General features: G+C 45.3%; 19 protein-coding genes (1 of these 19 cut by a window edge). 5 read left to right on the top strand and 14 right to left on the bottom strand.

Translation table 11 applies throughout. The features are described 5' to 3' along the window. The 7 genes from glpX to NSQ58_RS25095 form a co-directional block, all read right to left on the bottom strand. Positions 1-687: the 5' portion of a class II fructose-bisphosphatase gene (glpX, locus tag NSQ58_RS25125; protein WP_013310165.1), read on the bottom strand. It extends 291 nt beyond the left edge of the window; the window shows 687 of its 978 coding nt (coding positions 1-687); its start codon is at positions 685-687; its stop codon lies off the left edge, out of view. 148 nt (positions 688-835) lie between these two features. Next, on the bottom strand, positions 836-1,639 hold the full coding sequence (locus NSQ58_RS25120) for a pyruvate, water dikinase regulatory protein (RefSeq protein ID WP_023988443.1): 804 nt from the start codon (positions 1,637-1,639) through the stop codon (positions 836-838). A 13-nt stretch (positions 1,640-1,652) separates the two neighbouring features. Beyond that, on the bottom strand, positions 1,653-2,267 hold the full coding sequence (locus NSQ58_RS25115; RefSeq protein ID WP_223822107.1) for a helix-turn-helix transcriptional regulator: 615 nt from the start codon (positions 2,265-2,267) through the stop codon (positions 1,653-1,655). Between the two features lie 237 nt (positions 2,268-2,504). After that, complete coding sequence (locus NSQ58_RS25110) at positions 2,505-3,716, bottom strand: ABC transporter permease (protein WP_023988441.1); 1,212 nt, start codon at positions 3,714-3,716, stop codon at positions 2,505-2,507. Then, the gene (locus tag NSQ58_RS25105) at positions 3,713-4,432 is read right to left on the bottom strand and encodes an ABC transporter ATP-binding protein (protein WP_023988440.1); all 720 of its coding nucleotides are present in this window, start codon (positions 4,430-4,432) and stop codon (positions 3,713-3,715) included. Before NSQ58_RS25105 ends, NSQ58_RS25110 begins: the two co-directional genes overlap by 4 nt. A gap of 6 nt (positions 4,433-4,438) precedes the next feature. Next, entirely contained in the window at positions 4,439-5,899 is a 1,461-nt protein-coding gene (locus NSQ58_RS25100) for an efflux RND transporter periplasmic adaptor subunit (RefSeq protein ID WP_341058399.1), read from the bottom strand. 13 nt (positions 5,900-5,912) lie between these two features. Then, on the bottom strand, positions 5,913-7,076 hold the full coding sequence (locus NSQ58_RS25095; protein WP_341058397.1) for a TolC family protein: 1,164 nt from the start codon (positions 7,074-7,076) through the stop codon (positions 5,913-5,915). 319 nt (positions 7,077-7,395) lie between these two features. On the opposite strand from NSQ58_RS25095, the gene NSQ58_RS25090 reads away from it, so the two are divergent. Beyond that, positions 7,396-7,584 carry a hypothetical protein gene (locus NSQ58_RS25090; protein ID WP_013370989.1) on the top strand — a complete coding sequence of 63 codons (189 nt, stop codon included), beginning with the start codon at positions 7,396-7,398 and terminating at the stop codon, positions 7,582-7,584. Positions 7,585-7,739: 155 nt separating this feature from the next. Here NSQ58_RS25090 and NSQ58_RS25085 read toward each other — a convergent pair whose 3' ends face one another. The 3 genes from NSQ58_RS25085 to NSQ58_RS25075 all read right to left on the bottom strand — a co-directional run bounded on the left by NSQ58_RS25085 (position 7,740) and on the right by NSQ58_RS25075 (position 9,993). Continuing rightward, positions 7,740-8,063 carry an MGMT family protein gene (locus NSQ58_RS25085; RefSeq protein ID WP_023988438.1) on the bottom strand — a complete coding sequence of 108 codons (324 nt, stop codon included), beginning with the start codon at positions 8,061-8,063 and terminating at the stop codon, positions 7,740-7,742. 115 nt (positions 8,064-8,178) lie between these two features. Continuing rightward, positions 8,179-9,339 (bottom strand): rhamnogalacturonan acetylesterase, encoded by a 1,161-nt coding sequence (locus NSQ58_RS25080; RefSeq protein ID WP_068939702.1) that lies wholly within the window; start codon positions 9,337-9,339, stop codon positions 8,179-8,181. Between the two features lie 231 nt (positions 9,340-9,570). After that, the gene (locus tag NSQ58_RS25075; RefSeq protein WP_028542329.1) at positions 9,571-9,993 is read right to left on the bottom strand and encodes a hypothetical protein; all 423 of its coding nucleotides are present in this window, start codon (positions 9,991-9,993) and stop codon (positions 9,571-9,573) included. A gap of 168 nt (positions 9,994-10,161) precedes the next feature. Here NSQ58_RS25075 and NSQ58_RS25070 point away from each other — a divergent pair, with 168 nt between their 5' ends. The 4 genes from NSQ58_RS25070 (at position 10,162) to NSQ58_RS25055 (ending at position 14,029) form a co-directional block, all read left to right on the top strand. Then, complete coding sequence (locus tag NSQ58_RS25070) at positions 10,162-10,587, top strand: CHRD domain-containing protein (protein ID WP_053325353.1); 426 nt, start codon at positions 10,162-10,164, stop codon at positions 10,585-10,587. A gap of 317 nt (positions 10,588-10,904) precedes the next feature. Continuing rightward, a complete protein-coding gene (locus tag NSQ58_RS25065) occupies positions 10,905-12,095 on the top strand; it encodes an acyltransferase (RefSeq protein ID WP_341058396.1) in 1,191 nt (396 codons plus the stop codon). Between the two features lie 110 nt (positions 12,096-12,205). Then, on the top strand, positions 12,206-12,907 hold the full coding sequence (locus NSQ58_RS25060) for a response regulator transcription factor (RefSeq protein WP_023988433.1): 702 nt from the start codon (positions 12,206-12,208) through the stop codon (positions 12,905-12,907). Between the two features lie 15 nt (positions 12,908-12,922). Continuing rightward, positions 12,923-14,029, top strand: a complete 1,107-nt coding sequence (locus tag NSQ58_RS25055; RefSeq protein ID WP_028542331.1) for a sensor histidine kinase — start codon at positions 12,923-12,925, stop codon at positions 14,027-14,029. Between the two features lie 65 nt (positions 14,030-14,094). On the opposite strand, the gene NSQ58_RS25050 is transcribed toward NSQ58_RS25055, so the two are convergent. The 4 genes from NSQ58_RS25050 to NSQ58_RS25035 all read right to left on the bottom strand — a co-directional run bounded on the left by NSQ58_RS25050 (position 14,095) and on the right by NSQ58_RS25035 (position 19,513). Further along, the gene (locus NSQ58_RS25050; protein ID WP_034095026.1) at positions 14,095-15,531 is read right to left on the bottom strand and encodes a glycoside hydrolase family 1 protein; all 1,437 of its coding nucleotides are present in this window, start codon (positions 15,529-15,531) and stop codon (positions 14,095-14,097) included. A 19-nt stretch (positions 15,532-15,550) separates the two neighbouring features. Next, the gene (locus NSQ58_RS25045; protein ID WP_341058395.1) at positions 15,551-17,440 is read right to left on the bottom strand and encodes a beta-glucoside-specific PTS transporter subunit IIABC; all 1,890 of its coding nucleotides are present in this window, start codon (positions 17,438-17,440) and stop codon (positions 15,551-15,553) included. Between the two features lie 117 nt (positions 17,441-17,557). Beyond that, entirely contained in the window at positions 17,558-18,400 is an 843-nt protein-coding gene (licT, locus tag NSQ58_RS25040) for a BglG family transcription antiterminator LicT (RefSeq protein WP_023988429.1), read from the bottom strand. Between the two features lie 258 nt (positions 18,401-18,658). After that, positions 18,659-19,513 (bottom strand): DMT family transporter, encoded by an 855-nt coding sequence (locus NSQ58_RS25035; RefSeq protein ID WP_341058394.1) that lies wholly within the window; start codon positions 19,511-19,513, stop codon positions 18,659-18,661. Positions 19,514-19,517 lie beyond the last annotated feature (4 nt).

Raw genomic sequence — 19,517 nt, 5'->3', positions numbered from 1 at the left:
ACCCTGGATTTCTCCGCCCATGCATTTCAGCGCTGCAGCGGCCAATACACCCTCAGGAGCGCCACCAGAACCGATATGCAAATCTACACCGCTATCCAGGCATGTTTCAATCGCACCCATCACATCCCCATGGCCAAGCAGTTTGATTCGAACGCCGCTTTCCCGCAGAAGCTTGATGATCCCGGCGTGCCGTGTACGATCAAGAATAGACACGGTAAGATCAGACAAGGATTTACCGAGTACTCGTGCAGCTTTTGACAATGTAGTTGGAATTGGGTCCTCAAGTGATAGCTTTCCAGCCAATGCCGGGCCAACGGCCATTTTTTGCATGTACATATCTGGAGCGTGGAGTAGACTACCACGAGGTGCAGCAGCAATGACCGACAGAGCGTTATTCAAACCATTTGCTACTGTTTCGGTTCCCTCTAGTGGATCGACAGCGATGTCCATAGCCGGTCCCCTGCGATTGCCTACTCTTTCCCCGATATACAGCATGGGAGCCTCATCCATTTCGCCTTCGCCAATGACGACCGTGCCGTCCATGGATACCGCATTAAAATGAGTGCGGATGGCTACCGTAGCCGCCTCGTCTGCGCTATTCTTATCTCCACGCCCTGTCCATTGTGCTGATTGCAGTGCCGCTGCCTCTGTTACCCGAACGAATTCCAATGCCATTTGACTCTCCATACCTATCCCTCCACCTCTCCTAAAAATTAATTGTTACCCTTAAGCAAATGAACTATTTAGGGCAACTTTGCTGCAATCTTTCTATTTATCTATTAAACTCCTGTATCCTACGATTTTAATTTTTAGTTATATGAGCAACTACTAGGCTCTATAACATTCTGATAATTAAACCTGCCGTCTCTTCAATCGCCTTATCTGTAACATCAATAACCGGACAATTCAGCTCTTTAAACAAAGACTGCGCATACCCTATTTCCTCTTCTACCCTCATCGCTGTAGCATACTGCACATTATTAGGAAGCCCCATAACCTTTAGTCGCTCACTGCGTATTTTCAACAGTAACTCTGGCTCGATCGTTAATCCGAATACTCGACCACGCTGAACATCCTTCAACTGAACAGGCGGTGTCAGCTCCGGTACAATCGGTATGTTGACCGTTTTATAACCTTTATGCGCGAGAAACATGGATAAAGGGGTTTTGGAAATACGGGATACTCCAAGCAATACAATATCCGCTTTGAGAATGGCGCTCACATCTTTGCCATCATCATATTGAACCGCAAAATCCAAGGCCTCTACACGACGAAAATAGTTATCGTCCAGTCGGTGCAGCAGACCAGGCTTCTCTTTGGGATCGTTATGGAACGTATCAGCAAACGCCTGCATCATCGGTCCCATAATGTCGACAGCCCGCACATTCAGCCGGACAGCCTCCTCTTTCATCGCTTCTCTCAATTCTGGCTGTACCAGCGTATAAGCTACGAAGCCTTTACGCTCGGCAACTTCCTCCATCACCCGGCTCAGTTCGTCTTCATCCCTCACGTTCATAAATCTTTTGATCTCTGTGTCCGGTAACTCAAATTGGCGCATGGTCGCCTGTACGACAGCTTCTGCCGTCTCGCCAATCGAGTCTGAACAGATCGCTATAAAATGACTGCTCACCTGAACCATTCGATTCCTCCCATTAATCCTCTGCTACCATATCGAGCAACATTTTAATAATATTCGTTTTTGTAATGCGTCCCACAACTTTCCAGTGCTCCCCTGGCTTGTCGGAGTCGGAAGGGACGACAACAGGCAGGCTGTCGATTTGACGGGCAATAATTTTGCGCGCTGCCTCTAATACCGTATCCTCTGGGGAAACGGTGACAACATTCGCCTGTCGGGTCATCACAAGGCTGACAGGAATGGTTGCTGCATTGGGATTCCCTAACGTTACCTTAAGCAAATCCTTGCGGGAAGCTACCCCTGCCAAATCTCCGTCTTCATCAGTGACGATCAAATTGCTCACATTTTCCAAAAAGAGAGCTACGACAGCTTCCTGAATCGTGGTTGTTTCTCGTACGATGACTGGAACCCCATGAAGATCGCCGACCTTCATTTGCAACAGCCGGAATTTTTCCTCCCGGTTCGGCGTGCCCCGCTTTCCAACAAAATATCCGACCTTGGGCTTTGCATCTATGTAATTCAGAATGCCCAATTTGGATAGGTCGGTCCGAATGGTCGCCTTGCTGAGATTAAGCATTTCCGCAATCTGATCCCCGGTAATCGGGGCATGCTTTTGTACGATGTTTAAAATTTCTACTTGTCTTGCCGTAAGGTCGATGATGAACGTCCCTCCTTTTTTCTTGCGATCTAATATTGAATATAATACGTCATATATAACAATAAATCAACCTTAAAAAGCATATAAAACATCACATATATAAAATTAAGGCAGTTATTCATGTCTTTTTATCATTTAAAACACTTATTTAACACAAAAAACGGGTACTTTGCACCCTGCTCTTTCGAGTAAGGCGAAGTACCCGCTCCCTTATTCGTATCTTAAAGCATCAATTGGACGCAGCTTCGACGCCTTTCGCGCCGGATATACTCCGAACAACACTCCAACCCCCATACAGCACAGAAAAGAGTAAAGCACGGGCTCTATCGAATACACAATCGGCATTTGGACGAATTTCTCGAGCAGCTTTGCACCTCCGAGACCCACCATTACGCCAACCAGTCCACCCATCAGACTGAGAAAAACAGCCTCAGCCACAAACTGCAGCATAATATCACTGCGTTGCGCACCAATCGCTTTACGAATCCCGATCTCCCTCGTACGTTCCGTGACGGACACCAGCATAATATTCATAATGCCGACACCTCCAACGCCAAGCGCAATTGCAGCTACACCGGCCAGCAGCATATTCATAATCCGATCAACCCCGGACACTGTTTTTAAGATTTCCGTCTGGGTCATGATCTGAAAGTCATCGCCCTCTGATGGCTTTAGCTCATGTCTGGCACGTAGCACCTGCCGAATTTCAGCACTTGCCTGATTAATCTTCTCCTCTGTTGTTGCAGAGGCGTTCACCTGCTGAATACTCATATTGCCTAGCCGTTCCATCCCCGTTGTAATCGGTACATATACCTGCTGACCACTGTTACTCATATTGGAATTGGAATTTGCCAGCACACCAACCACCTTAAAAGGAAGCTGTTTAATCATGATCGTCTCACCGACCGCTCTTGAGGCATCCGGACCAAAAATATTACGGGCCGCATCACTCCCAAGCACGGCCACATTCATTTGTTTATCCACTTCATAGTGGGTAAACGACCTGCCTTGAGCTAGTGACAGCTTTCTCACATGAACGAATGCCAGCGAAGTCCCCTCAATTTGCGCGCTGACCTTATTGCGACTCCACGTAATATCTGCATTGGTCATGGCACTTGGCGCTACCTCTGCTACTGCTTTTTGCTCCTCTAGCGCATCGATATCTTCCAGAGATATTCCTTTCGTCTGACTGAACGACATGGAGCTGGAGCCATCATATGGAGCATAAGGATAGATCATCAGCAGATTATTTCCCATACTGTTGATCTGAGATGTAATCGTAGCCGTTGATCCTTTACCAATGGCTACAATCATAATCACAGCGGCCACTCCGATAATAATGCCCACCATGGTCAGCAAAGATCGCAGCATATTGGTTCGCAAACTGTTGAGCGATACACGGATAATTTCCTTAAACTTCATGCCTTCACTTCCTCTGCCGCCATTCTTCGTTTCCCAACAGGCTGATCCTCTTCAATCCGCCCATCCCGAAAATGAATCAGACGCTTGGCGTATTCCGCAACCTCCTGATCATGAGTAACCAGTACAACCGTTTTCCCCTGATCATTCAGACGCTGAAAAATCCCCATTATTTCAACACTTGTTTTGGAGTCCAATGCGCCTGTCGGTTCATCCGCCAAGAGAATGACCGGATTGTTCACAAGTGCGCGCGCAATAGACACCCGCTGCTGCTGACCGCCTGACAATTCGTTTGGCCTATTGTTCATCCGATCGCCTAGACCTACGCTAGTAAGAGCCTCCATTGCCCGCAAACGACGCTCCTTGGCAGGAATACCCGCATAGATCATAGGTAGTTCCACATTCTCCAAAGCCGTTGCTCGCGGGAGCAAATGGAATTTTTGAAATACAAATCCGATTTTCTGATTACGTATAATAGCCAGTTCATCCTCGCGGGCATCTAATATCGAATAGCCATCCAAATAAAATTGTCCCGATGTAGGTAAATCCAGACAGCCGATGACATTCATCATCGTGGACTTGCCTGATCCAGACGGTCCCATGATCGCGACAAAATCACCGTCAGCAATATCAAGTTGTACCTCACGCAGGGCATGAATTTCCTGATCTCCGACCTGATACACTTTTTTCAAATCCTCAATCTGAATGACGTATCTCATACCCTTTTAAAAACCTCCCTGCATGCCGCCCATAGCAGAAGGGTCCGGCGGAGGTTCAGGAGCAGGCACAATAAGCGTGTCACCCTCCTTTACACCTGACTTGAGCTCGACTCGATCTGGCGTGTAAAATCCGAGTTCTACGGGCTTGAATGTGCGCGCCCCTGGATTCGCAGCGTTATTAGCCGAAACATACACGCCATCCTGTCCCCCTTCCGATCTCAGCGCAGTAGCAGGTACGAACAATACATTTTTGTGTACTCCCAAAATAACGGCCACATTCATAATCATGCCCGTTTTGAGCTTGCCTTTCGGGTCATGAACAGACAATTCCATCAGATACGTCGTCATCCCTTCATCCGTAGAGGCTTCCGGTGAGACGAATTGCACCTTCCCTGGAAATGATTCACCCGGATATGCATTGGTAGTCAACACGGCTGAAAGACCCTTCTTTACTTTGACAATGTCGGTCTGACTTACCTTCACAACCACCTTAAGATCGTTGGAATCCGAGTTATTCATGACAATGAATGGAGCCGTCGGACTGGTCCCTACATCCCCGTTCACCTTCAAGATTACCCCGTCCCAAGGTGCTGTGACCTGAAGCTTGTTCAATTCATTTTTCTTCTGCTCCAGTTCCGTCGCCTGTCTTCGAACCTCTATCCGTGAGGCTTGAATATTGGATGCATCAGCCGGAACCTGAATTTTGCGAAGCTCTGCCATTGCCGTACGATATCCGATTTCAGCTTCTGAAATGGTGCGACGTTTTTGCGACATGATTTTGCGGAACTGTATATCCAGACCATCATAGTCCGTCTGTGCTTTATCCAGTGCTTGCTCTGCCTGCTCCAATTCACTGTTGGACACCGCACCGGCATCATGTAAAAACTTTTGGTCTTCATATGCCTTTCGCGCCTGTTCCAACTGCTTTTGGGAAGTTTTCTTCTGACTTTCGGCTTCTTCCAGCTCAAATGATTCTTGCGCTGTATCGATAGCCATTTTGGCCCGAAGTACATTTGTTTTCTGAATTTCAATATCCTCTGCCTTCGGACCTTTCTCCAATTCAGCCAGCTTGGATTTGGATATTTCCAAAGTATCAGACGCAGTCTGAATTTGCATTTTAATTTCTGAACTGTCCAGAAGAGCCAGCACCTGTCCTTTTTTCACCTTGTCCCCGGCTTTCACATTTACCACTGCCAGCTTGTTATCACCTGCACTCGTGAAGTTTAACTTCACTTCCTTGGACGCTTGCACGGTACCGGACGTGTCCAGCTTCTCACTCACATCGCCGCGCTCTACTTTAAGCGTCTCATCCTGAACCAAAGGTGCCGCCTGCTCCTTGGGCAGACTCAGATATACTGCTGTTCCGCCTCCACCTACAACCAGTAGAACAATTGCAGTCCATATCCACTTTTTTCTCCGTTTTTTCCGTAACTTGATTAAAGCATCATTTAAAACCGTTTCTGCCAACGCCTTTTCCTCCCTATGTGCTCCATGGCTTGTTCAACGTATACTCATTTTGATCCAACTCGATCGCCAGCTCTTCCATTTGCCGTTCAATCTGGTTCACTTTCAACTGATTATTTTTCAATTCCATCTCGATAATTAGACCTCTGTCCCACTTTTTGCGTGATAACTCCAAGGCCTCTTTTGCCGTACGCAAGCTTTCTTCCAGTTGTACATATTTTTTTTGGTTTTCCTTAACCGTGGCATACAAATTGCGGAGTGATTCGGCAAAATCCTTTTGACCTTTGTCGAGCTCCTCTTTAGCCGTATCGACATCCATTTTAGCTAGATCGTAAGCACCTGCTCCGCTGTTAAAATCGAAGTATCTCACATTAAGTTCCGAAGTTTTGATACTATCCTCCAGCTTCCATAAATTTGGATTCATGTCTGTCAGCTGTTGTATATGTATTTCGATATCCAGCTTCTTCGGTTCCTTGTACACGGGCCGATCAACCAATTCATAGGCTGTTCCGTTAGGCTGTCCCATGAGGAAGTTCAGAGCATCCCTAGATTTTTGCAACGCAATTTTCCCCTGCTCTACTGTTTGCTGAGCCTGGCTTCTGGTCTGTGTACTCTCGTTTTTCGCATACTCAGACAGCTTGCCGCGCGCAAATTTGGCAAGTGCAATCTTTTCCTCCGCTTGGGCAATTTCAAGCGCTTCTAGATCATTTTTCACTTGATTCTCTGCCACGAACACACTTTGATAGCTTTTCATCACATTAAAATAAATCTGGTCTTTGGCGAACTGCGCCTGCTTTTTGCTGGCTAGATAAGATAGCGTCGAAGAGTTATAACTTCTCCAAGAGGTATTATCATCAACATATTCACCGTCTATAAAATCAACAAATGCATTTCCCAGATCCTTTTCTGCATTTTTCAGTTCCATTCTGCGACGCTCTACGTCCCGTTCGGCGGTACGCGTATTGTAACTGTTCGTCTGTGCCCATTCCACAGCCTGATTGAGTGTTAATGTAGGTAAAGCCTGACCCGTTACGGATGATGTCTTCGATGTAGCCGCAGTAGATGGACTAACCGACGTACTTGATGCTACATTTCCTGATAAACTCTCAGACTGTACAGTGGAGGCCAATCCTGATGATAAGGACAATACAAGCAGCACGACAGCCGCTTTTTGCTTCATAGATGAATCTCTCCCCTTTCGGTTCATTCCCCGAATCTTTTCCATTTTTTTCGACATAAACTTCCACGAACTCTTTGCATTCTAATTGTACTTTCAGGTTTATGTTGGTACAAGGTGTCAAAACAATACATTTTTGTAACCTTTACTTCCTGATTACTCGCTTTATACTACTTTTCGTCCAATGAGATATTGATTCAACCTATTTTTACCTGAACTTTACCTAATTTTCAGCTAATTTTAAGGAAACCAACAGCATCTATTAAGGTTTGGAACATATACTAGAGAAAGAATTACAGCCGCTCACTGGGAGGGTTAATAGATGATAAAAGAATCTCGCATGACAACCACTAACGAACCGTCTGATTTGTGGATGACCCGCTTTTTACGTGAATCAGAACAAAAAAAGAAACAACTGATCCGGGAAGCCCGGAAAAATAACGATATACCGCTGATGAACAGCATTTCTTTTCACCTTGCCCAACGGGATCAGCAGCATCTTATCGGATAAAATGACAAGTGAATCTTATGCTATAAATAACAGATTACCTCTAGTTATCTGCTTCATATGCTAGATGAAAAAAATCCGGGACAAATCGATAATTGATTTGTCCCGGATTTTGTGATCATCAAATCTAATATAAAACCGCATAGCTTGTTCCATTCCTATTCTTCCATCTCCGCCTGCGGATCATAGAGATATTGATCGAGTGGAATACGCCCGCTTTCATTAAAACGTATGCCTTCCTCCTCCAAGTACAGACGCTGCAGGGATGCGGACTCATCCTCCTGCAAAGCAATCTCCCCCAAACGGTTGACTACTCTATGCCAAGGAAGTCGGTGTTTTTGGCTCAATGTATGCAAAATTCGCACCACCTGTCTGGCACCTCTTGGGCTTCCGGCCTCTGCCGCAATTTGACCGTAAGTCATTACTTTTCCCTCAGGGATCAACAGTATAATTTGAAGCACACGGGCAGTGAAAGGCTGCATGTTCTAATTCCTCCGTATTACTATTGCTTTTTCAATAATTATAGCACCCTGAACAGAGGCTAAAAACCCCTGCTCCTACGAATGTAAGAAGCAGGGGAAAACCCATCGTTTAAATTTAGAATCCGCTCAGACCCTGCCTTTTTAAATCCTGTGCTACCAATCGGGCCAGTTCCCTTGCACCTTCATAGTTTGGATGGAGTGTATCGCCGTTCATATACAAGGCCAGTGTAGCGTCTTTACCAATAGAAGTGAAATAAGCTGAGCTAAGAACATTCAGGTCGACTAAAGGCGTTTGTTCCTCTTGAGCCAGTGCCAAAATAGCGCTTCTATACCATCTATTTTCTGCGTTGTGTACATTGTTAGCATTAAAGTCAGTCGCTCGTCCTTGCGGAGTTGACAGGATTACCGTCGCCCCTTTAGCCTTAACCTGCCGAATCATATCCTTCATCCAGTCCTTAAACTCGGCTTCGCTTTCGTTATGCTTTGGATTGGTGTCATTGATGCCCAATTGGAGAATAAAATAATCCCCCGGCTTAATATATTGGACGATGGCCTCCAACTGACCGTCCTGGTGGAAGCCTCTAGCAATTTGGCCTCCTGACGCCATATTGCGAATTTGAAAAGTATTCGTGTTCACAAACTCTGGCAGCAGTTGACCCCATCCCGCCTGTACGCTGCTATCTAGCGGATAATAGTTACAAACCGTAGAATCTCCACCGATATAAATCGTTCGATTCGTAACCGGATTGCTAGATAATTGCCTGATTTCCAATGCACTGAGTGTGAAGACCGCGCCCTCTTTGCCTTCAGTAACCAGCAGATTTAGCTGTCCATCTGTCACTGGAATTTGAAAACGATCCTTGGCCCCATTCCCTGTCATATTAATGACCTGATACACCCCTTCAGCCGCAATACTCGAACGAGAGGTATCTCCTAAAGTAACCGACACCTCATACAAACCAGGAGGAAGATCAACCTCAAAAGTATTCTCGCTTTTCGTACCTGTAGCCAGGAACCGTACCGCATCACTTGCCACTCCAGTCCCCGAAGCGCTGACATTACGCATATTCTCAGGGGTACGAAAGCCATATCCACGTGCTGAGTCATAGGACAGCGAAGCACTCACACCGGTATAACCCGTTTCGACCGTACCTCCGCCAAAATCAAACTTGTACTCGCCAGCGGATGCATGTGCCGGCGTAGCTATGCCCATACCTGGTGCACCACATAAAAAAGCTGCTAAAAGCATACCAGTCAATCCTTTTTTCCATTTCATTCTTCATTCCTCCTTCAGATTTTTAATTGTACGAAGCAAAGAATATTTTATTTTTGTAAGCGCATACATAAAATTCTACCAATTGTTGCAGGGTTATGCCTATGTGATTATTATGCAAAAGAAAAGTAGTTTATTCGTTAAGCTAAAACTTGTACTTGTACACAAAAAAGCCTCGCAGTTACAACTGCGAAGCTTTATGAAGCAATATTTCTTCATATCAAAATCACTACATTAATCCGCAACCAAAATTCCGTCAAAGCTCTCTGGACCTACACGTATTGTACCCAGCAGGTTAGCAGAAACAAAAGCAGTGTACACCAGTTGTGGCGTAATCGGCGGATTGAAATCATCTGCTGAGAACGCAATAACCTGTGGAGCTAATAAACTCAAACTAAAAGTGGATGTAGCCGAATAAACAACAGGGTCAGTTACCACAGTACCTCTTACAATAGTGATAGTAATTCCTACTAAAGCAAGCGGAAGTTGAAGCGATATGGTTCCTTTAAGCAGAACCCGTGGCGTACCTGTAGCTCCCTGTGTGTTTAATCCGATCTGTCCAAACAATTGAGGTGTATTCAAAACCGTGATCGGAATGGCAATAGAGTTGGCTGTCGAAGCATTTTGGGATGTTCTTCCATCAATAAATGTCCCCATGGTTTCCCCTCCTCTCTCTACCAGATACTCATAGACTATGAAAAAGTTTGTTTTGTGCTTGGACTGAATAACTTGTAAAACACACAACTTCTGATGAATAGGCTAATGTGCAGCCCTTTCTCTGGCCCTGTGAATACACTAAACCAACACTGGGAAAGGAGGGATGTCATGTCTAATAAGTTTAGAGCCACCTTAAGGGGGGCTAATGAAGTGCCTCCTGTCAGAACAAATGCGACAGGAACAGCCGAATTTCGTTACCGTCCAACGAGCCAACAATTAAGCTTTGAACTGACTGTGCGCAATATCTCACGGGTAACCGAAGCGCATATTCATCTGGGACGAAGAGGTGAAAACGGCCCTGTTGTTGCTACACTGTTTGGTCCTTCGAAATTTGGGATAACCGTTAGAAGAGGCGTCGTTACCGGCGTGCTACGTGCATGTGATCTTACCGGTCCGCTCAGAGGCAGAACCATTTATGATTTGGTGTGCCAAATCAGAGAGGGCAATGCTTACGTCAATGTCCACACCATCCGTCATCCGAACGGTGCCATTCGTGGACAAATTAGACGCGCACCTATCAAACGCTGCAAATAACGAATGATCATGAGTATAAAAAAAAACTTCCATGCCACTCATTTTGAGGCTATGGAAGTTCTTTTTAATTCAGGATTTTGCAAAATTCGATTCCAGTCGCTCCGAAGTACATATATAGACGGACTAAACCATTTCAATCTATATCTTGTTCATTGGAAGTCGCTTATGGGATTTTTGCAAAATCCTCAATTCTTAACAAAAGTTAAGAAGTTCATAAGCGTTTCTTAAGCCCTTCCCTTCAGGGTTGTTAAGAACTTTATCTTTTAATAGAAAGAGTTCAACAAGATACAGTTCACTCCTGAAAGGAAATGAAGCTTATGAAGCCTAAGACCAAAGAAAAAATTCCCGAATTGCAGTTGGTCAGAGCCATGGCGATTTTAGCCGTCTTGATGGTACATGCCACTTCTTATGCAACGGTTCAGCTTACAAATTCCAGTCTTTATGTTGTATACAATGCGATCAATGTGTTGATGAAGTATGGAACCCCCGTATTTATCGCGCTTAGCAGCATGGTACTGTTCTACAACTACAAGGATCGTCCGATGGGACGACAGCTCTTAAGCCGCTTTTATAAGCAGAGGTTGCTGTACATCCTCTTACCTTACGTCATGTTCTCTCTATTTTATTTCATCCTGTCCCTTATGGCTGGCAGCTCCGAACCATGGAATATAATCACACTTGCGAAAAGCTTTGCTCTGAAGCTGGCCACAGGCAAAGCGTATACTCATTTATATTATATTTTTATCATGATGCAATTCTATCTTGCATTTCCATTCGTACTGTGGCTGTTCCAGCGTTGTCGGCAACTTCCACAATGGTCTATTGTCCTTGGGCTGTTGGTACAGTGGTCATTTGTTATTGGAAATAAATTTCTATTTCAGGTTCAAAATAAGGGCAGTTGGGCACTGTCTTATATAGCCTGCTACATGCTGGGTGCTGCTCTCGGTTACTACTACCCACAGCTGAGAACGTGGTTTCTGATGCGTAAGGGGGAACGAAGTGTTGCCGGAGTGTTGACATGGATCGCAATTTGGGCTTTATGGCTGATTTCAGCCACCATGCATGTCTATATGTGGTACGAAAATAGAATGTACGGAATCTCGTACAATTCGCTAGTTTTTGAACTTATGTATAATATGTACAGCCTGTCTAGCACGCTGGTAATACTACAGATTTCCTTTTTAATGTTTAGACGACAACATTCCTTTGTGACTCGCAAACTGGAACGTCTGGGCACACTGTCCTTTGGTGTGTATCTGATTCATCCGTTCTTCCTGCTCCTGTATCGGCAGTTTTCACCACATATCGGTTCTCCGCAGCTTATTCATGTGTGGTATGCCGGAGGTTTTTTCTTTGCACTTCTTTGCTCTTGGCTCGTCGTGTCGATCATCTCCCGTTTCCTGCCATTTGCTTGGATCTTGTTCGGTCAACTACCAGAAATAGAAAAAAGACAATTCAAGCAAGAAAACCGTATTACTTCAACTGAAACAGCACTATCCAAAGGCTGACGACCCCAAGCAAGCGAACTGAGATGAGTGTCCATAGCCTCCATCTTTAAAAAGGTATATAATACGCCCATATTGTATACTGCTGGAAAGAACAGAAAGGGTGCACAACCATGCATAACGGAACCATTTTATTAGTAGACGATGAACCTGAAATTATTAAGCTGATGCAAATTTATTTGGAAAATGAAGGATATCGACTGCTTATGGCACGAGACGGACTGGAAGCGCTGGAGCAAGTCAGTCGGGAATCGATAGATGTGATGGTGCTTGATGTGATGATGCCCAATATGGACGGGGTTGAAGCTTGCATGAAGATCAGAGAAACCGAGCATTTTCCGATTATTATGTTGTCTGCGAAGGGACAAGATATGGACAAAATCACAGGACTCAGCGTTGGAGCCGATGATTATGTCACTAAGCCGTTCAGCCCGTTGGAGCTGGTGGCACGCATCAAATCCCAGCTGCGCAGAGTACGGAAATATACCCACTCCTCCCCTGCATTGGAGCATGAAATGATACTGGATGAACTCTCCATTAATTCTGCTACGCATGAGGTCACTCTCGCCGGAGAATCCATTAAGCTGACCCCGCGTGAATTTGCCATTGTCGAGCTGTTGGCACGTAATCGTGGTCAAGTGCTGAGCATGGAGCAGATCTATGAAAAAGTATGGAAGGAGCAATATCTGGAATCCAACAACACGCTGATGGTTCATGTGCGTAAAATTCGCGAGAAAATTGAGGCTGATCCGAGAAAACCTAAATACCTGAAAACGGTGTGGGGAATCGGCTACAAAATGGAAAAATTCGATTAATGGAGGATTCACGTCTTGAAGGCAAAACGATATGACACATTGGGATGGAAGCTGGCAGCCCTTAGCCTTGCCGCCTTCACTTTAACCGGACTGATTTTGATGGTGTTTTATTATGGAGCATCTTTGCTACTATGGCTGAACCCTTCCCGTTCATTTTTTGGCACTCGTCTAATTCGCTGGACCGTGAATCATATTGGGTCCCCACTCATCATGCTGATTGGAGGGCTGCCTTTATATATTTATTTCTTTTTCCTTTTTACCAAAAATACGATTGGCTATCTTCGCGAAATTACGACGGGGATGCAGGAGTTTGCTGATGGAGATCTGTCCTATACGATCCCTGTTTCTTCAGCGGACGAGCTGGGTACCTTGGCGAAAAATATGAACACCATGGCGGACAAGCTCCGTCTCTCACTGGAAGAAGAACGGGCTTCCGCCAAAGCCAAAAACGACCTGATCACCGGCGTATCTCATGATCTTCGTACCCCGCTAACATCCGTGATCGGTTTTTTGGAATATATTGAAACCGACCGCTATCGGGATGAAATTGAGCTGCGCTATTATGTGAACATTGCTTATGAAAAGTCATTGACGCTTAAAAAGCTGATCGATGAGCTGTTTGAATACACGCGTGTGAGCGGTGGCAGTCTGCCACTGGAGCTGGAGCCTGTAGATCTCGGCAAATTGCTTACCCAGCTTGCTGAGGAATTTGTACCCTCGCTGGAACAGGCGGACATGTCCTACCGTGTCCGAATCGTCGAGCCTGTTCGGATTCTAGCCGATACCGACGAGCTGGTACGCCTGTATGAAAATTTGTTTTCCAACGCTATTCGATACGGAAAAGACGGCAAACGCCTCGATATCACCATAGGACGCGAAGACGACGAGGCGGTGGTAATCTGCACTAACTACGGCACCCCAATTCCTGCGGAAGATGTCCCGCACTTGTTTGAGCGGTTTTACCGGGTGGACAAATCACGTTCCAAGGAAACCGGAGGCACCGGACTGGGCCTTGCGATTACCAAAAGTATTACCGAGCTGCATGATGGCCGCATTTCGGTTAGGAGCAATCGCAGACAAACAGATTTTGAAACCCGTTTTCCCCTCTACTCCTACACATAAACAAACGAACCAGCCAAAGATCGTATCTCTGGCCGGTTCATTTCTGACTTTTATTTAATACAGGACTATTTTCCTTTATTTTGTTCAAATAATACTTCCCCATTGGATTCAATAATCTTTTGGTACCAGTAGAAGCTGTTCTTTTTTCTTCTTTCCAGCGTACCCGTACCATCGTTGTTTTTGTCTACATAGATAAAGCCGTACCTTTTTTTCATTTCTCCCGTTCCCGCACTGACAATGTCGATTGGACCCCACCAGGTATAGCCGAGCACTTCGCAGCCATCCTCAATAGCTTCATGCAGCTGGATCAGATGCTTGTTCAGATAGTCTACCCGCTCGGGATCATGAATTGAACCGTCTTCCAAAATTTCATCATGACTGCCGTAGCCGTTCTCTACAACAAACAGAGGTTTCTGATATCGGTCGTACATCTCATTACACACATAGCGGAAGCCCTTCGGGTCAATTGGCCATCCCCACGGCGTTTTTTCCAAATAGGGATTGTCGAGTCCCATAATTCCCCCTGTGTTGCCCAAGATGGGCATACCTGCTTTATGTGTCGTACTTCGATAATAGCTAAATCCTAAATAATCCGCTGTATGCTCCCGCAGTAATTGTTCATCTCCGGGCTCCATTTGGACCATGATGTTATGCTCTTTCCAGATCCGTTTGGCATAGCTTGGATAATAGCCTCTAAGGATCACATCGGAATAAAATAAGGATCTTCTTCTCAGCTCATAGGCTTCAAACACATCGTCCGGATTACAGGTATTCGGATAGATCGGACTCAGGGATAACATAGCGCCCATCATCGCTCCTGGGATAATTTCATGACACAGTTTAGTAGCCAGGGCACTGGCAACGAAAACATGGTGACTAGCCTGATAAATAGTCGGCAGTTTGTGCTCATCGTCTTGAACAACAATGCCTCCTGCCGCCAAAGGAATGGTATGGAAATGGTTGATTTCGTTGAAGTTCATCCAATATTTCACTTTGTTTTTATAACGTTTGAAGACAACTTCCGCATACTTTACATAGAATCCAATCAGCTCGCGGCTTTTCCAGCCTTCGTATTTGCGAATCAGATTCAGAGGCAGCTCAAAGTGAGAAATGGTGATGACCGGCTCAATTCCATACTTCAGTAGCTCATCAAACAGATCATCGTAAAATTGCAGCCCTTTTTCATTTGGCTCGGCATCATCCCCATTCGGAAAGATTCGGGACCATGCAATGGAAGTCCGAAAACATTTCATGCCCATTTCGGCGAATAGGGCGATATCTTCTTTATAACGATGGTAAAAATCAATCGCTTCATGGCTGGCGTAGTACTTGTTTTCATCAATCGTATCATCAAACGTCCCGCCTACTATTCCTCCCCGAAATGCATCGCTGATTGCTGGCCCTTTACCGTCCTCGTTCCATGCCCCTTCAGCCTGATTCGCTGCTATAGCACCACCCCATAGAAAATTCTCAGGAAAACTTTTGGCTATTTGTGCTGTCATAATTCATTTCCTCCTTTATTTAATGTACGGTGAGCAAAACACTTTGCAAATCAACGGATTTTTGCTGTGTCTGGGTAACCTTTTGGTAAGCAGTGCTGTTGGTAACAATAATCGGAGTGGTCAGGTCATAACCGGCTGCCTGGATTTTCGGAATATCAAATTCAAGCAGCAAATCGCCTCGTTCAATCCGTTGCCCTTGTTCTACATGCTTCGTGAAATAGTTGCCTTTCAGCTTAACCGTATCTAGTCCCACATGAATTAACAGATCCAGATGGTTATCTGAGGTGATGGCTATCGCATGGCCGGTTCGAAATACGAGCGAGACAACCCCGGAAACCGGTGAATATACCTTTCCTTCACTCGGTAGAATGGCTATTCCTTGACCCATTGCTTCTGTAGAGAACGCAGGATCAGGAACCTCATGAAGCGGAACAATTTGGCCATGGATAGGCGCATAGACATTCTCGGTGACTTCGGTATGTCCAGGTTCAGTTTGTAAGGCAGGCTCAGATTTTTCTGCTTCCGTCTTTCCTGTCTCCGCATCCGTTGCCCCGTTTCCTTCATTAAAGCCCAGAATATAAGTCAATACGGTAGTAACCACAAATGAAATGATGATACTAATCAAATAAAAAGCAATTGTATTCGTAAAGAATGCCGGAATAGTTGTTATTGCCGGGAACACATAAGCAAGCACGGTCGTTTGGAAATGTCCGGCAATGGCCCCTCCGATCATTCCCCCGATGACGGCGGCAATCATTGGTCTTTTCAGCTTCACGGACAATCCGTAAACGATAGGTTCTGTAATACCAGCGAACAGTGAAGGGAAAATAGATGACAGTGCGTAAGCTTTCAGCTTTTTGTCTTTGGCTTTCAGAAAGACCCCAAGAGCGACACCGGATTGGGCGAAGGTCGCAGAAGCCATCATAGGTCGAATCGTATCAAACCCTTTGAGGGAAAGATTGTTGATCATCGCAGGTGCAATCCCCCAGTGTAAACCAAACATCACCAGGAAGGTCCAGCCGCCTCCCAGAATGGCTCCAGTCAAGAGACCGCTTTGCGTACTCAAAAATTCAATACCATCCGCAATACCTTTACCGGTGTACACTCCCAGTGGACCGATCACAATGGCGGTAAGCGGAACCATAATTAATAAGGAAACAAGCGGGACCATAAACAATTCAATGCTTTTCGGAACCACCCGCTTCAGAAACCGTTCCAGATATGAATACAGCCAAATGGCTAAAATTGCTGGAATAATGGATGTCGTATAACTCATCAGGACAACGGGAATGTGGATAAAGGAAGCAATATCCCCCGTGTTTTCCATCAGCTTGGTGAAGTTAGGCTCCAGCAGAGCGGCCATAATGGCAGCAGATACGATAGGCTGGGTCTTGAATGTTCTCGAAGCTGAAAACGCCAACATCAGTGGCAGGAAGAAAAATACGCCGTTGCCTGCGGCAGCAAGGATAGCATAGGTACTGGAGGCACTGTCCAACCACTCTAACTGTGTAAGAATAACCAGGATAGCTTTCAGCATCCCTGCACCAGCCAAAGCAGGTACAATCGGCTGGAAGATAGAGCTCATGACGGTAAAAGCACGACTGATGAAATTACCTTCCTTTGCATTATCCTCTTTCTTTTCGTTGCCGCTTTTTACCTGAAGGTTATAGTTCTTCGCAATCGTATCATAAACCTCGTTAACATGATTGCCGATCACCACCTGGTACTGCCCTCCGCTTTCTATCACGGAAATGACACTGTCGGAATTTTCCAAATCCTGTTTATTGGCTTTTTGCTTATCCTTAAGTGTAAATCTCAGACGGGTCATACAATGGTACAGATCACGTATATTTTCTTCTCCGCCTACATTAGTTACAATGAATTTCGCTAATTCATCATGTTTGCTCATAATGCCTGCCTCCAATGCTCTCTGGTTGATATAAAAAAAACCTGAGTAATCCCCGATACCAAAATGCAATTTAGTATCGAAATCACTCAGGTAATGCCCACGAATGGTAACACCCTGTTAGTTTTCAGTTCTGTTGACCAATCTGGAAATGTGAATCATAAGATACATCATTTCATCATTGGTTAATTTCTGCTCAAACTGCTTATTCACATACACCCCTATTTTTTGTACACATCTGTGCTCTTCTGGAAATTTGATTTTCAGGTCTTCGAACAAATTCATGTACTGCGGGTCTGCCGATTCGTGGGCAAAAAGCCGCTGGGCAAAAAATTTAAGATGGGTTACAAAACGGTTGTAATTCCATGAATCTTCATCAATCTCGACATTGAAGTGGTATTTTACAATATCCATAATATCCTTGATGACTTTTGACGTTTTTAGCGTCAGATCAAGCTTCTGGTTATCCAGGCGGGCGTTGACGAAATGCAGGGCAATAAACCCGGCTTCATTCTCATCGAACGTGATGTTGATCCTGTTACGAATCATCTCCAGCGCATGTTTACCGATCGCGAATTCTTCGCGATAAAACCGCTTGATCTCCCATAGAAACCGGTTTTCAATCGGTGTTCCCCGTTCATGCCGTTGGATGGCGAATGAAATGTGGTCGATCAGGGCTAGGTAAATATAGTCACTAATGTCTCCAGCCAATCTCGGTCTGGCATACTCCACGATTTCATCCGCGATTTCAATACATTCCATCTTCACATCTTTCAGCAAATCCGCCAGCTTCGCGGATAAATCCTGAGTTTTGACTACAAACAGCTTCGTGATTTTTCGCTCATCGATGGTATCCCCCGGTTTCAGGTTGAATGCGATTCCATTTCCTGTCGCAATGACCTCTTGGGCGTCCTCTTCCTCTGCTAAAACGACATTGTTGTTAAGCGCTTTCTTCAAAATCATGCGACCACCTGCTTTTATTTACTGGAAGGCCATTTTTTAAAAGACTCTGTTAAAAAATGTGCATACACTAAAAAACCTGAACAGAATACCGCTTCATAGACGTTATCGCCCATTTACCGGAACTCCATTCAGGTTATGCCTAAAATAGTAACACCCTGAAAATTATGAGATTCATTTTTGTAATCGTTTTCTTGGCTTCATTATAATAGAGTTTCTTTTTTTCTGTCAACCCTTTATTAAAAAAAGCCTTCCATCCGCTTACTGCGGCTTCGGAGTCCCTGAACGATTCACAATCCAGATGCCCGCCAGTACTAAGAAAATGCCAAGCAAGGTAGCCGCTTTGAGCGCCTCGTGAAGAAAGATCCAGCCGGACACAACACCGATGATAGGAACCAGCAACAGCGTAACAGAAGCTTTACTAGCTTCCATTCTAGTGAGAATATGAGTCCACAGCAGGAATGCAAGAGCAGACGCCACAATGCCGGAATATAAGATATAAAAGATCGACGCAGCGCTAAAGTTCGGCTCCCATCGCTCAAACAACAGGGAGTACAATAACAATCCGAGCGCACCGAACGCCATCTGCCAGGTCGTGAACTGGGTTTTATCGCAATGCTGGAGCTTGAGCTTGATAATCAGGTTCGAAAGTGCCCAAGCAATCGCTGAACTCACCCCAAGCAGCATGGCCCACAAATTGCCGCCCAAATGAATGTCCATAGCAAATAATAGCCCCAAGACCCCTGTAGCAATTCCAATCGTTTTGCGTGTATTCAGCCGCTCACCTGAAATCATAAAATGGGCCATAATGGATAAAAACAGCGGCATGCTGTACGTAAGCACGGAGGTTAAGCCCGCATTAATGTAGTTCAGGGATATCTGAATCGCAATATTAAAATAGGTAGTCTGGAGAATCCCGCAGAGTATATACCATTTTATCGTGTGCCTGTCAGGGTTCGGAACCCGTTTCCACATCAGAATTCCGAACAGAAGCAGCGTCCCTGTGAGAAACCGAAGAGCCGCAAATTGAACAGGTTCAAAGGCTCCATTGCCCAATTTCATGATGACAAAATTAAAGCCCCAGATCAGGCATAAGAGCAGGCTCAAGCCTTTCATGCAT

The organism is Paenibacillus sp. FSL M7-0134, assembly GCF_038007865.1.
Taxonomy (GTDB): Bacteria; Bacillota; Bacilli; order Paenibacillales; family Paenibacillaceae; genus Paenibacillus; species Paenibacillus polymyxa_B.
This window is presented reverse-complemented; position numbering and strand designations above follow the sequence as displayed.

Excerpts from the sequence above, each read along its gene's own strand:
- NSQ58_RS25110 (WP_023988441.1), bottom strand. The coding sequence starts at position 3,716 with ATGAAGTTTAAGGAAATTATCCGTGTATCGCTCAACAGTTTGCGAACC.
- NSQ58_RS25120 (WP_023988443.1), bottom strand. The coding sequence starts at position 1,639 with ATGGTTCAGGTGAGCAGTCATTTTATAGCGATCTGTTCAGACTCGATT.
- NSQ58_RS25075 (WP_028542329.1), bottom strand. The coding sequence starts at position 9,993 with ATGGGGACATTTATTGATGGAAGAACATCCCAAAATGCTTCGACAGCC.
- NSQ58_RS25085 (WP_023988438.1), bottom strand. The coding sequence starts at position 8,063 with ATGCAGCCTTTCACTGCCCGTGTGCTTCAAATTATACTGTTGATCCCT.
- NSQ58_RS25105 (WP_023988440.1), bottom strand. The coding sequence starts at position 4,432 with ATGAGATACGTCATTCAGATTGAGGATTTGAAAAAAGTGTATCAGGTC.
- NSQ58_RS25065 (WP_341058396.1), top strand. The coding sequence starts at position 10,905 with ATGAAGCCTAAGACCAAAGAAAAAATTCCCGAATTGCAGTTGGTCAGA.
- NSQ58_RS25090 (WP_013370989.1), top strand. The coding sequence starts at position 7,396 with ATGATAAAAGAATCTCGCATGACAACCACTAACGAACCGTCTGATTTG.
- NSQ58_RS25045 (WP_341058395.1), bottom strand. The coding sequence starts at position 17,440 with ATGAGCAAACATGATGAATTAGCGAAATTCATTGTAACTAATGTAGGC.
- NSQ58_RS25050 (WP_034095026.1), bottom strand. The coding sequence starts at position 15,531 with ATGACAGCACAAATAGCCAAAAGTTTTCCTGAGAATTTTCTATGGGGT.
- licT (WP_023988429.1), bottom strand. The coding sequence starts at position 18,400 with ATGATTTTGAAGAAAGCGCTTAACAACAATGTCGTTTTAGCAGAGGAA.
- NSQ58_RS25060 (WP_023988433.1), top strand. The coding sequence starts at position 12,206 with ATGCATAACGGAACCATTTTATTAGTAGACGATGAACCTGAAATTATT.
- NSQ58_RS25095 (WP_341058397.1), bottom strand. The coding sequence starts at position 7,076 with ATGAAGCAAAAAGCGGCTGTCGTGCTGCTTGTATTGTCCTTATCATCA.
- NSQ58_RS25035 (WP_341058394.1), bottom strand. The coding sequence starts at position 19,513 with ATGAAAGGCTTGAGCCTGCTCTTATGCCTGATCTGGGGCTTTAATTTT.
- NSQ58_RS25080 (WP_068939702.1), bottom strand. The coding sequence starts at position 9,339 with ATGAAATGGAAAAAAGGATTGACTGGTATGCTTTTAGCAGCTTTTTTA.
- NSQ58_RS25070 (WP_053325353.1), top strand. The coding sequence starts at position 10,162 with ATGTCTAATAAGTTTAGAGCCACCTTAAGGGGGGCTAATGAAGTGCCT.